Genomic DNA, 16,061 nt, shown 5'->3' on the forward strand with positions numbered 1-16,061 from the left:
AACTACTAATTTATATAATCTTTTCACTTAACATTTTGTTATACAAAAATCTTAAATATCTAAATACTTTTGAAAAATATTTTTATTTACAATTTATTGTAATTAGAACAAATTGATATATAATATCAATTAAGAATAATTATTATTTATAATAATTATTCTTAATTGATAAAAGGAGAATATTTTTATGAGAAAAAGTTTGTTTTTATATGCATTATTAATGGGAGGATTGATGTCTTGTAATCTAGATTCCAAATTATCTAGTAACAAAGAACAAAAAAATAACAATAATGTAAAAGAAGTTTCGGATAGTGTTCAAGAAGATGGTCTTAATGATTTATATAATAATCAAGAAAAGCAAAAAAGCTTTACTAAAAATTTTGGAGAACGGAAATATGAGGATTTAATTAATCCTATAGAGCCTATAATACCTTCAGAATCACCAAAGAATAAGGCTAATATACCAAATATTTCAATTGCGCATACTGAAAAAAAAGAGACAAAAAAGGAGAATTTAATCCCTTCTACTAATGAAGAAAAGGAAGCTGATGCAGCAATTAAATATTTAGAAGAAAATATTCTTAAAAACTCTAAATTTTCTGAATTAATTAGAGAAGTACGTGTAATTAAAGATGAATATGCTTTAATAAAAGCTGATTTGTATGATGTAATTGGAAAGATTAACAATAAAAAAACATCATTAATGGAGAATCCTAAGAACAATAGAGATAAGATAAATAAATTAACACAATTGTTGCAAAATAATTTAAAGATAGATAGTGAACTTGAGCAGCTTATAAATATGATTGATATGGCAGAAAATGAAATAAGCTCTGCGGCTTTCTTTTTTGACAACGCTCAGAAAAGGTTAAAAGAAAGCATTATTAAAAGATTAGAGAGTAAAAATAATAGATCTTATGCATTAAAATTGTCTAGACAGGCTTTAAGTGACGCAAGAAGTGCTTTAAGTAATTTAGAATCTTTTGCCTCTAAAAGAATTGAACCAATGGTGAGAAAGGAAGAAATAAAAGAGCTTATTAAACATGCAAAAACTGTTTTAGAAAGTCTCAATAAAAAATAACAAAGAATATTCCACTTATAATTTCTATGAAATTTAGGTGGAAATAAATTTACAAAGTAAATTAAATAATTTCAGTGTCTGTGTGTACCAAACTCAGACTTTCACAAACAGAGGCTCATCAAATCTATTTACGCTGCATTATGCTTATCCATTCTTCTTAAATAATTCTCATATCCTTTTATTAAAGATGAAATATAATCTTCTCCTTTTTTGTTTTTGCAAACCTTAAAATCATTAAGCAAAGTTACAAAATCTTCTTTGGTTAACGAGTAAAGACTGGCCACAATGAAATTATTTTCATTTTCTTTTTCTTTAAAGAATTCATCTTTGGGGTCTAGATTTAACATCTTGTCAACTTCTTCTTTGCCAAACTCAAAATATTCTAAGTAAAGCAAATATTTAAAGTTATCGGGATCATTTTTAACTATTAGCAAGGAAGTGTTTTTAGCTAAAGTTAAGTATAAAGAGTTATTTAAAATCTCATCCTCTTCGGGTTGAGGCATTGGGCATTGATATAAACATGATTTTAGCACATTTGAGTTAACAAATCTTCTAATTATAAAGTCAAACACAAATGAGTTAAAAATTGATATAATAAATAATTTTTTATAAAGTGATATTGGTATTTCCTCATAATTTATATATATTGAATTCACGCAATAACAATTTTTAGGAGAAAGTGTGCTAATCATCGTTCTTTCATTTGTGTTACTTGCAATTACCCTATAGAATACTCTTTCGGCTTGATATTGGCTGTCTTTCATTAATACTTTTTCTAAGTCTTTTTTATCTATCCATAGTAATTTAGAACTTTCTTTTGCAGCTCTATCTTCAAAAAATCTTGAATTAAATTGGTGAATATTGGCTCCAGAATACAGAAATATAAATTTTTCATTATTATATTCTTTATACAGTGCCTTATACTTTGTTAAATTTAGTCCCTCTCTAAAATCAATATACTCTTGAATAAGAGTATCAAATCGACTAAACATTTTATTAACAAGCGTGAACTCAGCGCTATCTCTAAATTCTATTATGGACTCTTGAATAGGAGATAGCCTTTTGATTTGAGCTATATCCAATTCGATTCCCTTATAAGCATTTTCATTACCCTCTTTCAGATCACTGGTTATTTCTTTCATGATATTATCGCTACTCTGGATAACAAATTTTACTCTAAATTTCGTTGTGGGTTCTTTACTATTACTGATCTGAAATATTGCAAATTTGAAGCCAGGGGTCATGGCCCTAAACCCTTTCTGATTTTCAAACTGGTATATATAATTAAGCTTGTAATTTGAAAATATATGCTGCCTCAGTGCTTTAGAGCCGGATTCGCTCCACAAACTGGAAGGAGTCAAATAAGTTAAGTTGCCGCCGGGCTTCACTAGCTTCAAATTGAAAGCCGTAAAATATCTAAAAAGATTCGGACCCCCCCACTAGAAAATTCTCTGAACACCAACCTATACATATTATTCAAAGTTTTCAAACTGTTCTTTTCCTCATAGCGCTCGATACTCAAAGGATGATTCTCTTTACTAAGTAGTTCTTGTTTTATCTTATTTTGTTCTTTTATGCTTAGTTTTCTGTAGTTAAGAACATGTTTTGATAAAAATTCAGATTCATCAAACTTAGTTTTCTCCCATGGAGGATTTCCAATTACAATATCAAATCCTTCTTGAATATCTGGAAACTCAATTCCATAGTGAAAAAATTTATAATAACTACTTAATTTTCTAATTTTTTTCTATTTTTTCTTTATCTTCACTAGAAATTTTACTGTCTAAAATATTTCCAATCAAATTAATTACGGTTGTAATATCACTAAATTTTATATTCAAAGATTTATCAAAAGACAACGAATAAAGTTTAATTAAAGAAAATATTATTCTTAAATTATTTATATTTTCATTTTCCTGATATTCTTTGTATATCTTTTTAGATTTTTCTAAATCTTCTTTAATGGTATAATTAATACCTTTGATTTTTTGATGGATATCTTCTAAAATAGTCATAATTTCGTTAATCTTTTTTACAACTGACAAGCAGTTACCTCTAAATTCGTTATCCAAAATATTCAAAAATTCATCCTTGGTATACCCTAAAAGGGCATTTCCTACTTTTATGTGATGTTTAATCAAGCTTAGTGGCGTTTCAAAAAAATAAAGGTATTAATCCATAAACCTAACATTGCGATTTGTACAGATATATGATCAATATCAACTCCGTAAATACATTTTCCAAGCAACATTCTTTTAAGAACGGTCTTCCGGCTTATACTGTCTTGAATATTATATTTTTTAGCTTTATTAATAACATTTCTATACTCCATATCTAATTTTTTTTTACATCTTCAAATTTATCTAGCTCGTACCACACTTTTTCTGTTAAGTAATCTAGACAAGAAATTAAAAAATTTCCCGATCCACAAGAATTATCAATGATTTTTATATCTAAAGGGGATTTAGTTTTAAGCCGTTCTTCAATTGAAGACACAACCATAAATTCCGTCAAATCTTCTGGGGTGTAATATGCTCCATTTTTCTTTCTGTCAAGAGATCTAGATGCAAGATAAATATTGCCTTTATAATAGGTAGCAACTTTGTTTACTTTCTTGTTTTTAAGCTCTTCTTCAGAATAAATAAAATAAGTTCCATTTTTAAGAATGCGGTGAATAGTAGTAAACCAATATCTATCCTAGTGTATTATGGCCTATAATAGGCCCAATAAAGAATATTTTGATCTATAAAGGACTATATGTCTTTTATGGATTTAGAACATGAATAATTATTTAATTACCAATATTAAGCTAAATACAAAATAAATCCAAATATATCTTTAAATTCTAGAAAATTTTTAATCTAATAAAAATTATTATTATAGTGCCCCAAACAAAATAAAACTTAAATTGGGGAAATTAGTGTTACATAAAATGAATTTCCATAGAAGATTTTTTTAAATTGGAATGCTTTAATAACGTTATTTGACATGCAATATTAATGAAACGATTGCCAATCTTCTGAAAAGAAGATGAAAAAAGGTTTTTATATAGCATTTATAACTTATAAAATGGTGTAAAATACTCAATGGGATTGAATTGATTTAAACTAAACTAAGGAAATTTAGCAAAGATAAATTAAGTAATAATAAATATAAAAATTCTTATATTTATTCAAAAATTTGAAAAAATGATCTAGGTTTTAAAAAAAAGACATTAAAACTAGATTGACTGATAGACATACTCAAAAGATTTTTTGTATCTAATCAAATAATTTAAAATAATTAAGTTTATGATAAATTTTAGTTCCAAAATTTAATCCCAATATTCAAATCCGCAGACATTTTTTAGTATGTGTTCTATGGTAACTTTTTGAGATTTTAGAGAATGATTTGAAGTGATTTTGACAGTTTTTAATAGAAAGGTTTCGGTTCTAATTATAAAATTTAAAACGGCAACTTTGTCAATAGTCGAGGATCCCTTTTAAAGATTGATTTTTTTGAATATTTCGTTAAGATTTTTGACAATGAAATTGATAATCGGTCTGGAGCATGGCAAATACCTTTGGTCTTTCTAAAAAAATAATCATATTGAATTAGAAAATTTTAATAAAAGTTGAGACACGAATCTTTGAGTATGAACCCGAACTTGTGACATAAAAATTTTTGAAAGTCAATTTCAGATCAATTCCATTCACGGTATCGATAATATCTAATAATATTGTTTTTATATTTTAAAATTCATTCTTTTTTGCAAAAGTTTCGACAATATTTAAAATGCTATTTATTGAAAGCTCATCAAGAATGAAATTCACTATGTTATCTATATTTTGATTTTGCTTTCACTGTTTAGATGCATAAGGAAAATAGTATATATGATGGTTTGGGCTCTTCTAAAGTTAGTGTTTGTTCTATTTGTCATTAAAAAAAAAAAGACTCTGGTTTTGTTTGCAAACAAACTTGCTAGGTTTTTGATATTGTTTACTATAGGAGGTTTTTGAAATTTTTGATTATTCATTATATTTTAACCTCATATTATGGAATAATTTGATTATATTCAATGGTTTTTATAAAAACCCCAAAATTCCTTTGAAAAAAATTTCAAGAGGATTGCGGGTGTTTTTTTTGAATAGAAAATTACTTTGGGATTTTAGTTGAAATTTTTAGAATTTTTCTTTTTATTAGAATTGTAAACCAAAATGCCCAGTTTTAATTATTAAAGCACAAATGTATGGCCATTGCTGCATTCTCTATTTTATTGGCTGCCTCACTCAAAGCTGCCAATATTTTAGTATATTTGTCGTCTTTTTTATCTTTGAGTTCGGTGCTCACGCCCTTGAAATAGGTTTCCACATTGGTCATAAGAGTTTTTATGCACTTTTTGGCTTCAATTTTACTACCATTTTCTAATGGTACCTTTATCGCTGAATTTTCAGCATTAAACCTATTTACAACGGTTTTAAGTTCATTGTATTTTTGGGTACTTTTATCACCATTGCTACTTACCGATATTTTTAGCAACTCATCCAGTAATTTCACCATCTTTAGTCCATTCTTCAAATTACTTTTGGCTGCATAGGTAGCATTATAACCTATATTAATTAGTGTTTGAAAAACCGAATCAATTTTTTCTGATGAATTCTTAATCAATTTGATTAAGCGAGGAGTATCCTTTACTTCTATGTTTTTACTTTCCTTGGTATTTTTTTGATCTTCAATTTCTTTTTTGGATTTTTCAGAATCATCTTGAGCTTCCTTTGCTAAATTTTCTAGCTCTTCCGGAGTTAATTTTGTGATTTTTTCCGAACTTAGACCTGTAGCTTCACTTATCTCATCTAATACTTGATCAACAGATGTTAGTGCTGATTTACTTTCTGCAGTTGCTTCATCAATGGGATTGTCTACATGCCATTTACATGAAATTATTAGCAGTATAGATATTGCCAATATTAGTTTACTCATTTGTAAACACCTCCTTGTAGTGTAATATTTAATATATTTAGTGAATTATAGCTCAAAATTCATTTCTACCTTAACTGCAAAAATCTTTACAATTAACTTGTGGGTAAAGATTTTTTTAATTCTGGTTTGGGAAATTCTAATTTTTTCTTAGAGGCATTACGCCTTCTTTGATTTTTTTATAATTTTTTGGATTCACAAGATATTTTTTGAGCTTTTCTAAGAATTTTTTTATTTTTTTCAAATCTTATGTAATTTTTCTTATTTTGACTGTGTTTCGGTCTTGATCAGCACTCAACTATTTTGATTTTTAACTTTTAAATATCTTATGAAATTTATGAATAACAAAATTGGAAATTATCAAGTTCTTAAAAGTTATTTGAAGTATACAATTCAAAAACAAATGGAAATTGACGAAATAATTTCAAATTTAAGAGAATTTGGCAGTCCATATATCTATGAAAGCAATGTTGGAAAAAATATTTTTTTTGTTATAAAGCAGTTCATGGGTTTATTTTTAGTAATCGATTTTGGCACTATGATTGGGATATTGGGAATATACTTTTCAATATTTGCCCCATTTTACCTCAATTTTTTGGATATTTTTAATTAATAGGCATTTATGAGATTTTTTTAAATTCACAAATAGGGCGCACATTTAGTAAATAGTTGCAAGAACCCTTTGCCAAAGAAAGAAAATATTTTTCTCCTTTTTTATTTTTTAATGTGTTAAAATCATTAAGTAAGATTTTAAATTCTTTTATAGTTAAAAAATAAGACCGGCTACAATAAAATTATTTTCTTTTTCTTTAAAGAATTCGTCTTTGGAGTTCAAATTTAGCATTTTATTTATTTTTGCTTTACTAAGCTTAAAATGTTCTAAATAAAGTAAAATTAGAAAAATTTTCAAGATCATTTTTGGATTATACATTTGTACCAATTCCACAAACTGTTTCTGCTGGGAATAACAAGCTCTCCCATTTTTATAAGTTTTTAAGCCTTTATATTTGGATTGCTACGAATTAATGTTGTCAACATTATCTTTTAGTAGCATTAAAATTTCATTAATTTATAATTTTGTATACTTTTTAGGATTACTATTATCCTTTTAGGATCAATGATTTTAAATTTACTGCTAGGTTTACTCTTCAATAAGGGAATCTTCAATTCTTTATCGCCGAAAGGAGATTGTTAACTAAATCAAAAATCTTCTTATCCCTGACTTTCACTTTTGAGGATTTTTATAGTCTAAGCTAAATATTTGCACTATAACTACACCGCCTAAAGGAGTTTACAAATGAGTAAACTAATATTGGCAATATCTATACTGCTAATAATTTCATGTAAATGGTATGTAGACAATACCATTGATGAAGCAACTGTAGAAAGTAAATCAGCACTAACATCTATTGATCAAGTATTAGATGAGATAAGTGAAGCCACAGGCCTAAGTTCGGAAAAAATCACAAAATTAACTCCGGAAGAGCTAGAAAATTTAGCAAAGGAAGCTCAAGATGACTCTGAAAAATCCAAAAAAGAAATTGAAGATCAAAAAAATACCAAGGAAAGTAAAAACATAGAAGTAAAGGATACTCCTCGCTTAATCAAATTGATAAAGAATTCATCAGAAAAAATTGATTCGGTTTTTCAAACACTAATTAATATAGGTTATAATGCTACCTATGCAGCCAAAAGTAATTTGAAGAATGGACTAAAGATGGTGAAATTACTGGATGAGTTGCTAAAAATATCGGTAAGTAGCAATGGTGATAAAAGTACCCAAAAATACAATGAACTTAAAACCGTTGTAAATAAGTTTAATGCTGAAAATTCGGTAAGCGTTTCTTTTAAAGAACATTCAAACAGTAAAATTGAAACTAAAAAATGTATTCAAACTCTTATGAAAAATGTAGAAACATACTTTGAAGGTGTATGCAGCGAACTTAAAAACAAAAATGATGGTGAGTACGAAAAAACATTGACAACTTTAAGCTAAGCAGCCAACAAGATAAAGAGTACAGCAATAAATATATATAGCTATGCTTCAATTAGGTGTGTAGATCGCGTCATGGTATGAAACCGCAAGCTATTTATATGGGTTTTTAGAAAAAATAGTTCGCCAAATATCAATCCAAATAATAAGAAACGGTTGTAACGATTCTTAATATTTTTTTTGGATAACGTTCTTGATCGCCCAAGCTTCTATCAATTGGAAGAAATTCAAAATATCCTTGATTTGCGTTTTTAATTTTCCCCAATTTTGAACTTGAATGTTTTGCAAATTCCAAAGCCGCTAATTTCGCATTTCTAATTGAATCTGCTAACATTTCGGGCTTTATATCATTAATATTGTCAAAGTAATATCTTGGCCCCCCACTATTACTAATTAATATACCTTGATTATAAAGCTCAGCAATATTTTTTTCTGCTGCTTCCATTTTCTCAATATTTTTTGTATGAACAGTTAAAGATATATATGCTCTATACTTATAAAGAGATTCTTTGTAAGTCTCTTCATTAAATTCCATAAATCCCATTTTTATATGGTCTTCGCTAAATCCATGTTTTAAAAAAAAACTTTTAATCTTCGATAAGCTTAAATTATTTGCTTTATTAATATCATTTATAGTGTTACCGGTTAAGCTGTATCTAAGCCCCCAACTAGAAGACGTTGATAAAATTTCTCTTTCGCTAAGACCCTTTACCGTAATATAATTTTCATTTTTGGTGCCAATGTTTTTTATTCCGTGAGAAATTATAATTGATGATATAAACAAAAGTAACGAAAATAACAAGAAATATATTTCTTTTCCTCTAAACATAGATTGACCTCCTAAAAGCAATAATATATTAAATTACTGTATTTAAATTTATTTTAACATATTGCTTAATATTAATAAATCCGAATACATTTTAGTAGATCATAATTTTATGACCTTGCTAAAGACAATGTTTTATAAAAAAGAAAAGCCAAGATAGCTGCATAATTTAAGTTAATTGAAGCAATTAAAAGCCATCATGATATTAAAGCAAGAAGTTATTTTATAATCTTGTGTTTAGAAATAGCACATAATTATTTAACATTTCAAAATATTGCAAAAAAATCATTTTTAAATTATATTTAATTTTATAATGATTACTATTTAATATTTATTATAAGTTTGTATTATGGCTTTGCAGATATTCTGTAAAACCATTTTAAGGGCTTTATTTATGAAAAAAAATTAATATTATTAATCAATATTTTTTTATTTATTTCATATCAAAACGATGGTTTAAATAAAAATAAGGCTAGCAAAAATCATAATTATAAAAAACAACTTGGGAAAAAATATGTGCGGGGAGAAAAGAATGAACTTTTATCTTGGATAAATAATTTTGTAGAAGTTAATAATAAAGCCATAGATAATTCTTTTGAAAAATTCAAAAGTGAGCCATCTAATCAATATAATCTTCCATTTAAAAATGTTAGTTGGTATACACTAAGGAAAACACTTGCTGATAATGTAGAAGAATCTAAAAAGGCTAGAGGGTGTTTGTATGCGGTTTTAGATTACAATGAAAGCGAGTTGAAAGAATTAGGATTAATTTTAAATTCAAATTTACATAGCATTAAGAAGATTGCTAATAAAATTATGCAAAATGCGGGCATAGAATTCCAATTTAGATTTGAGGCAATAATGAGGCTGTTACTTGATAAAAAAAACAACCTAATGTTATTAAATATTCCTGATCTTAAAAGGATTAAAATTTGTCTTGAAAATTTTTTATCTTTAAGAACAACCTTTAGAGAGCTTGTTAAACAATTATTAAATGATTATAACAGCAATAAAGAGTCCATCAAGTCTGAAAATATCAAATTGGGAGATTATTTAAATAAAGCTTTTTCAGATATTGTTTTAAGCATGGATAAAAATCCTATAAATCTAGAAAAAGAGATTCGAAATATTATTGTTATTTAATTTTAAATTTAATGTAAAACCTTTTTATAAAAATCAATTAAAAATTGTTTGATACTTTACCACATAATCTTTGCTGGTATCAAAATTAGAATTGCTAGCTATTTTTTATTTAAATTTTTTCTATTTATTTTACCCAAAAAATTATCTTCGATTTTTATCGTATATAACAAATATCGACGATTTTTATTTTTTCTAAATACAGTTGCAATTAAATATACTGGCACTTTGCGCTATAATTTAAGTTTAAAGATTTTAAGGTAGAGTATATTATGAACAAAAAGTTTTTAGGAGAGGATAAATAATGGATTTATTTAAAATTGAAGCTAATTATATTGACATCTTTAATAAAGAAATTTATCCAGCTAGTATAGCGATTGCAAACGGTCATATTGCGAGCATAGAAAAAATTAATGCGACATTGGATGAATATGTGCTGCCAGGATTTATTGATGCGCATATACATATAGAGAGTTCTTTTCTTGTTCCATCAAACTTTGCTCATTTAGTAGTTGCACACGGCACTGTGGCTACAATAAGCGATCCTCATGAAATAGCCAATGTTAATGGTATTGATGGCATCAATTTTATGATAAATAATTCTAAAAAAACCGAGTTTAAATTTTTTTTTGGAGCTCCTTCTTGTGTGCCAGCGTTGTCACAAGAATTTGAAACTTCAGGATATGTATTAAATGATAAAGATATAGATGAATTGATGAAATTAGATGATATTTACTATTTGGCTGAAGTAATGGATTTTAAAGGCGTGATTAACAAAGATATTGAAATTATAAATAAAATAAATTCTGCATTAAAGCGTAATAAGGTTGTTGATGGGCATGCTCCTGGTTTGTCCCCCAATTTAACTTTAAAGTATGCATCTTCAGGCATTAGCACTGATCATGAATGTTTAACAATAGAAGATGCAAGATATAAATTATCTTTGGGCATGAAAATACTAATTAGAGAAGGAAGTGCCGCTAAAAATTTTGAATCTTTGCATCCTTTGATTAGTGAATGTTCTAAAAAATATTGTGATTCCTTAATGTTTTGTTTTGATGATGCACACCCAAATGACATTCTAAATGGACATATTAATTTAATAGTAGCTCGTGCAATAAAGCATGGGCACGACTTTTTTGATGTTTTGAAAATAGCATGCATTAATCCGGTTTTACACTATAAAATCCCAGTGGGGTTGTTAAGAATAGGAGATCCTGCTGATTTTATAATTACAAAAGATATCAAAACATTCAAAATAAATAAAACCTACATTAATGGTAAATTGGTTTTTAATGATGGAATTTCACTTATCCCATTAATAAATGAAATTCCTATAAACAATTTTAATTGTAGCAAAAAATCTATTTCGGATTTTAAATTTTCCACTAAAAATAAGATGATCCCAGTAATCAAATGCATCAGCAACCAAATTATTACTCATAAAACTATGATTGATAGCAATTTATTGGCCCCAGATTTTCAATCTAATATTGCCGAGGATATTTTAAAAATAGCTATAATAAATCGATATAAAGACAATAGTAAAATTTCTATAGGATTTATAAAAAATTTTGGAATAAGAAACGGCGCCATAGGAAGTACAGTTGCTCATGATTCTCACAACATCATACTTGTTGGAAGCAATGATGAATATTTGTGTAAAGCGGCAAATACAATCATCCAGAATAAGGGGGGTTTATGTGCACTAAACAATGAAAAAACTATAATAATGGAACTTCCTATTTCTGGATTAATGAGTACTCTTTCAGCCGAAAGAGTAGCTTCACAATATATAAAATTAAATGATTTTTGTAAAAATGTTTTAGGCTCTCGGCTTGATGATCCTCTAATGACTTTGTCTTTTATGTCTTTAACGGTGGTTCCCCATTTAAAGATAAATGATAAAGGACTGTTTGATGTTGATTCTTTTTGTTTTGTAGATTATTAATTTTAAATTATTATAAAAAGGCAAAAAAAGATTAAAAAATTAAGCGATAAAATTGTAGAAGGAACTCAAAAGTTTTTTGTCTGTTATTATCTATTAAGGATTATTAATTGTGTGTCTGGCAGTTTTTTATTTTAAAAATTTTATGCATTAAATCCTTAAGCAAAAAGTAGTTTTTGATTGCTGTTTGGAGGCACAAGCACCATAAATAATATCCTGTAATAACGCAAAACGTTACTATTGATTTAATTTATGGAAACCATATGTGTAAATATTGATGCATCTTCTCAATAAATAACATTTATACCCCCCGGTTAAAATAAACTATTGTTTGTCCAAGTCTTAATCTTAAGAAACAAATTAATTAATTCTTTAGCTCCCTTAGAACCCGAGCTTATATAAAAACTAGTGAAATTTTTTTTATCTCATTACATCTAAAAATAAATCAATAAAAAATCATTTTTGTTTCGGCTCCGCTTTTAATAGCATCCTTATGAGATTATATTTTTGCACTTATATTTTTTATTACCTCTATAAAAATTTTATTTTAAAAAAAGATATTTATTAATTATAATATCAATATTATTGGGAAATAGTTAATAAAAAATTAAACATATACTTTTAAATAAAGTAAATATTAAATTAAGGAGTTATAAATTGAAAAAATATATTATCAATTTAAGTTTATGTTTATTATTGCTTTCATGCAATCTTTTTTCAAAAGATTCTCGATCACGCCAAAAATACAATTTTAAAGTACCCGCTAAATCGGTTTCAAATCCTATCAATAAAGAAAATATAGACACTGAAAAAGGTACTAACACTACACTTTGCATAAAAGAAAAAGATAGCAGAATTATAATTAAAGATTGTATTAATAATCAAGAGCTTTTTAAAGTAAAATCTAAAAGAAGATATGATTTTAAAAAAGCCATGCTTCTTGGAATTCAAACAGCTTTAAAAGTTATAAATATTGGCAATAATAATAAAAAATTAACTTCCATAAAAAAACATAATGATCATATTTTATTAGAATTTAAAGATAATAAGATATATATAATTCGATTATCTGAACTTAAAAAACATTTACTAAAAAGCAAGAAAAAACCACTATTAGGAAGTCCGATACCGGGCGGCGGAGATGCAGAATTTGTAGATGATCCTGATGGCAGAATAGAAGCAGAATTAGAGGCAGAACAAGAGCAAGAGATGTTAGATAGAGAAGATTTTGGAGACGAAGAAGACGAAGAATTAGAAGAAGAAATATTTGGAAAAGAAAAACCTAACAATTGAAACTAAAATACTACATTTCAATAAAATAAAGAAGCCCCTAAAAATAGGGGCTTCTTTATTTTATTGAAATGTAACTTGCTAAAGCCACTGTAAATCTAAAGAATATCACTTAATTTTAGATTTGTATTTTTAATACTACAATTGATAAGCTTCTAATTCAAATATTTAGAATTTTTTATAAGTTTAAATCAATTAGTTTTTTGATGCTAAAATTCAACTTCGTACAATAAAAATAATTAATTTATGGTTAATTTTATATTTTTAAGATCATCAAAACCAATTAGGTAAAATTCTTTATAATTTTTATTTCTAAAATCCAGCAATTAGCAGAATAGCGATTTACAGTATATTTTTTAAAGCGCTTTCAGCTTCCCTATAATAAATTTCTTTCAAAGAAGGCTCTAAAAGGTCATTTATAAAAACTTTTATACTATTTGAAAAGTGAATTTTACCTTTTATATATTTGCCATACTTTTCATAAAGCACTTCTTCTACCTCTTTTAAGGTATTCCTATTTTTAATAAATTGGTTTTCTATAATAGAAATATTATATCTTTTGTTTTTAATGATCTGAATATTATTTATTGTTTCTGTTAAAATAGAAAAGCTTTCTATTGACCATCTTTCTACTTGAACTGGGATTATAATATGGTCTGTAACATTTAGAGCATTCTTTAAAAGGAAATTCCTACTAGGAGAAGTATCTATTATAATATAATCAAAATCAAAACTTTTGGTGCTCTTATTTAATCTAAATTCTAAAATAATTTCTTTATAATCTATATCATCCGTGTTAAATTTTTCTAAAATAGGATGAGAGGGAATTATAGAAATAAATTCATTAATTTTATTTTCACATTTATCAAAATACGTATTTCCTTTTAAAAATTCATAAACGTTATACTTTTTAATACTTGAAATATACTTATTAAAATAAGAAGTTAAAGAATTTTGTGGATCTAAATCAATCAGTAGCACTTTTTTCCCCAATTCTTTTAAAACATAAGAAAAAAGTATAGAAAGTGAACTTTTGCCGACTCCTCCTTTTAAACTTGCAAGTGTAATTACAATTGGTTTTTTTTGATCCATTTATTTATAACCCCCCCATCTTTTAGTTTTTTATTATAAAATTCATATACTTTTTTTTCCATTTTTTTCAAATGTGATAAATTGAATTGATAATACTCGGTAGTTTCTTTATTTTTTCTTAAAAGTGTTCTTAAAGATTGAACATAGGCTTTAATAGAGCCATTTTTAAAGACAAACTCTATATAATAGAGCTTTTTTATTGCATAAGTTTTATTATTTTCTTTTTTAAGAAAAAAGGGTCTATCAAGTTTATCATGCTTATATTTTATTTCTAGGAACTTATCATTTTCTCTTAAAGGAAATAAATTGAAGAAAAGAAAATCTTCATTGTTATTAAATTCTTGAAAAGTAAGTCTTAGCCTTTTTCCTTTGTTTGTAATTTTAAAACTAACTAAATGTTTAAATATTTTTGTACAGTATATTTTTCTACTATCTATTTCTTCAATTCTATTGAATATAATTCTTTTTTCTATATCACTTTTTTTGTTTCTGAGTTTTTCAAGCAAATTACTCAAATTTCAATCCCTTTGACAAAATTTTAGATAAAATATTATTGGCTATTGTACCAGCATGTCCTGAAAAGCTAGTTATTTTATCTGCTTTCCATTTAGTAGTATAAATATCTTTAAATTCTCCTGCAAGAGTATAAAAATCGGTTTTATAGGGTGCAATTTTTCTCATAAAGTGGATTTTATGCTTATAAATGTTTAATTTGGACAAGAAAAACTCTTTAATATCTTTTACCTCATAATCATATTTTAAATAATTTTTAAAATCTTTATAGTTTAATAAAGTGTTTTTTAGTGTTTTAATTGGGTTTTTTGTATTAGAAACTATGGATTTAATTTTTTTTAAAAAAGAGTTTTCTATAGAATTCTTATTATATATATTTATATATTGTTTATTATATACAGTGATATTTTCAGTGATATTTTGAGGTTTACAATGCTCTTTCTTTTCCCTTAAAACATCTTTTTCTTTCTTTACTTTTTTAATTAAGTCTGATTTGGTGTTGCTAAAATATGTGTCGATCAATTTATATGCAATAGGGGATGCCTTATATATACAGAGCTTTCCTCTAAATTCTCCGAAGTTATTTGAAAATGTTAGCATTCTTTTTTCCAATGCTTTTAGCTTAACCAAAAATCTTAAATCTATTCTTAGAGTATTAATTGTAGTTTCTTTTTTATTCTCTCTATGTATATTTGAGTTTAGCACTCGAAGTATATCTCCTTGATGATGAACCCGAATTTCTTTTAGTTTTTCAGGGTCAAAATGAATTCTGTGTATTGATTCATTATATTTTTTTTCAAACTCTTTATTTAAGTAAATAATAACCGAAATTATTTTTTTAAGTTTACAGTCTTTTGAAAGTAATTTATTAGATTTATTGGTATTAATTTGATGGCTATAACTAGGTATAACGGCTTTCATTTTTTGTCCCTCAGCTTAATGTGTGTTAATTTACAGTTAAAAATTATAGTATATAAAATAATAAATTTCAATCTTCTGTTAAAATTAAAGCCAAAAACCATTTTAAGAATATTTAAGCTAATTGGGAGAGGGGGTGATTTTTTGACAAAAAAGCATTTACTATTATGCAGTAGCTAGAATGAAGCTTTTTAATAGGCTCAATTAAGAATAGAATAATAAATAACAACCAGGGTGTAAATAATCAAAACAATCTAAAAAAATAGATTTTCTTTAACCACTATTTATATAATCTTTGATTTAG

General features: G+C 26.2%; 11 protein-coding genes and 2 pseudogenes. 6 read left to right on the plus strand and 7 right to left on the minus strand.

Annotated elements, in window-relative coordinates; translation table 11 throughout:
* Positions 1-187 precede the first annotated feature (187 nt).
* Entirely contained in the window at positions 188-1,081 is an 894-nt protein-coding gene (locus tag BB_RS04835) for a P12 family lipoprotein (RefSeq protein WP_010890342.1), read from the plus strand.
* 128 nt (positions 1,082-1,209) lie between these two features.
* On the opposite strand, the pseudogene BB_RS04840 reads toward BB_RS04835, so the two are convergent.
* Positions 1,210-3,763: pseudogene (locus tag BB_RS04840) on the minus strand (Eco57I restriction-modification methylase domain-containing protein); the annotation flags it as partial.
* A 1,524-nt stretch (positions 3,764-5,287) separates the two neighbouring features.
* On the minus strand, positions 5,288-6,040 hold the full coding sequence (locus BB_RS04845; protein WP_010890343.1) for a lipoprotein: 753 nt from the start codon (positions 6,038-6,040) through the stop codon (positions 5,288-5,290).
* Positions 6,041-6,440: 400 nt separating this feature from the next.
* On the opposite strand from BB_RS04845, the gene BB_RS04850 reads away from it, so the two are divergent.
* Complete coding sequence (locus BB_RS04850) at positions 6,441-6,650, plus strand: hypothetical protein (protein ID WP_012665953.1); 210 nt, start codon at positions 6,441-6,443, stop codon at positions 6,648-6,650.
* Between the two features lie 7 nt (positions 6,651-6,657).
* Here the strand turns inward: BB_RS04850 and BB_RS08040 are convergent.
* Positions 6,658-6,960, minus strand: a pseudogene (locus tag BB_RS08040) (hypothetical protein); the annotation flags it as partial.
* A gap of 374 nt (positions 6,961-7,334) precedes the next feature.
* Between BB_RS08040 and BB_RS04860 the strand changes: the two are divergent.
* Entirely contained in the window at positions 7,335-8,033 is a 699-nt protein-coding gene (locus tag BB_RS04860) for a hypothetical protein (protein WP_044283619.1), read from the plus strand.
* Between the two features lie 130 nt (positions 8,034-8,163).
* On the opposite strand, the gene BB_RS04865 is transcribed toward BB_RS04860, so the two are convergent.
* Positions 8,164-8,859 (minus strand): SIMPL domain-containing protein, encoded by a 696-nt coding sequence (locus BB_RS04865; protein WP_010890332.1) that lies wholly within the window; start codon positions 8,857-8,859, stop codon positions 8,164-8,166.
* 432 nt (positions 8,860-9,291) lie between these two features.
* Here BB_RS04865 and BB_RS04870 point away from each other — a divergent pair, with 432 nt between their 5' ends.
* The 3 genes from BB_RS04870 to BB_RS04880 all read left to right on the plus strand — a co-directional run bounded on the left by BB_RS04870 (position 9,292) and on the right by BB_RS04880 (position 13,237).
* Complete coding sequence (locus BB_RS04870; RefSeq protein WP_257730682.1) at positions 9,292-9,999, plus strand: complement regulator-acquiring protein; 708 nt, start codon at positions 9,292-9,294, stop codon at positions 9,997-9,999.
* 301 nt (positions 10,000-10,300) lie between these two features.
* A complete protein-coding gene (gene ade / locus BB_RS04875) occupies positions 10,301-11,947 on the plus strand; it encodes an adenine deaminase (protein ID WP_010890337.1) in 1,647 nt (548 codons plus the stop codon).
* Between the two features lie 654 nt (positions 11,948-12,601).
* Positions 12,602-13,237, plus strand: coding sequence for a lipoprotein (locus tag BB_RS04880; RefSeq protein WP_010259178.1), 636 nt, complete (start codon positions 12,602-12,604; stop codon positions 13,235-13,237).
* Positions 13,238-13,576: 339 nt separating this feature from the next.
* On the opposite strand, the gene BB_RS04885 is transcribed toward BB_RS04880, so the two are convergent.
* Genes BB_RS04885 through BB_RS04895 form a run of 3 tightly spaced genes read right to left on the minus strand, consistent with a single transcriptional unit; the run spans position 13,577 to position 15,760 of the window.
* A complete protein-coding gene (locus tag BB_RS04885) occupies positions 13,577-14,326 on the minus strand; it encodes a ParA family protein (protein ID WP_010890338.1) in 750 nt (249 codons plus the stop codon).
* A complete protein-coding gene (locus BB_RS04890) occupies positions 14,302-14,841 on the minus strand; it encodes a DUF226 domain-containing protein (RefSeq protein ID WP_010258166.1) in 540 nt (179 codons plus the stop codon). Before BB_RS04890 ends, BB_RS04885 begins: the two co-directional genes overlap by 25 nt.
* Positions 14,834-15,760, minus strand: coding sequence for a plasmid maintenance protein (locus BB_RS04895; RefSeq protein ID WP_010890347.1), 927 nt, complete (start codon positions 15,758-15,760; stop codon positions 14,834-14,836). The genes BB_RS04890 and BB_RS04895 overlap by 8 nt, the downstream gene beginning before the upstream one ends.
* Positions 15,761-16,061 lie beyond the last annotated feature (301 nt).

It is taken from the genome of Borreliella burgdorferi B31, assembly GCF_000008685.2.
GTDB classification, from domain to species: domain Bacteria; phylum Spirochaetota; class Spirochaetia; order Borreliales; family Borreliaceae; genus Borreliella; species Borreliella burgdorferi.